Here is a 420-nt window from a genome sequence, read left to right as displayed (position 1 = left end):
GCATCGCCCAGCTGCTCCGGGCCGCCGCCGACGTCTTCTGCACCAGCGGCTACACCGCATCCAGCACCAACGCCATCGCCCGCGAGGCCGGGGTGTCGCCGGGCACGCTCTACCAGTTCTTCCCGAACAAGGAGGCCATCGCCGTCGAGCTCGGCGACCAGCTGCTCAACCGCTGGCGGGACACCTACGGCGCCGCCTTCTCGCAGAGCCATATCGAGCTGCCGCTCGACCGCATGCTGGACGCCATCCTCGACCCGCTGATCGCCTTCAACTGCGAGAACCCGGCCTTCTCCGTCCTGATGCACGGCTCGGAGATCCCGGGCCGGATCACCGAGGAGCACGACACGCTGCACACCACGATGCTGACGCGGGTCGAATCGGTGCTCGCCGGCTACCTCCCGGACGCGCCCGCCGAGCAGG

At 69.5% G+C, this 420-nt stretch carries 1 protein-coding gene; it reads left to right on the top strand.

What is annotated here, in order from left to right; translation table 11 throughout:
* The coding region (locus tag AB0C16_RS40735; RefSeq protein WP_357691562.1) for a TetR/AcrR family transcriptional regulator at positions 1–420 on the top strand (420 nt) is incomplete at both ends.

This window comes from Nonomuraea sp. NPDC048916 (genome assembly GCF_040649575.1).
Lineage (GTDB): Bacteria > Actinomycetota > Actinomycetes > Streptosporangiales > Streptosporangiaceae > Nonomuraea.
The sequence above is the reverse complement of the archived record's forward strand: the minus strand, read 5'-3'. Positions and strand labels throughout refer to the sequence as shown.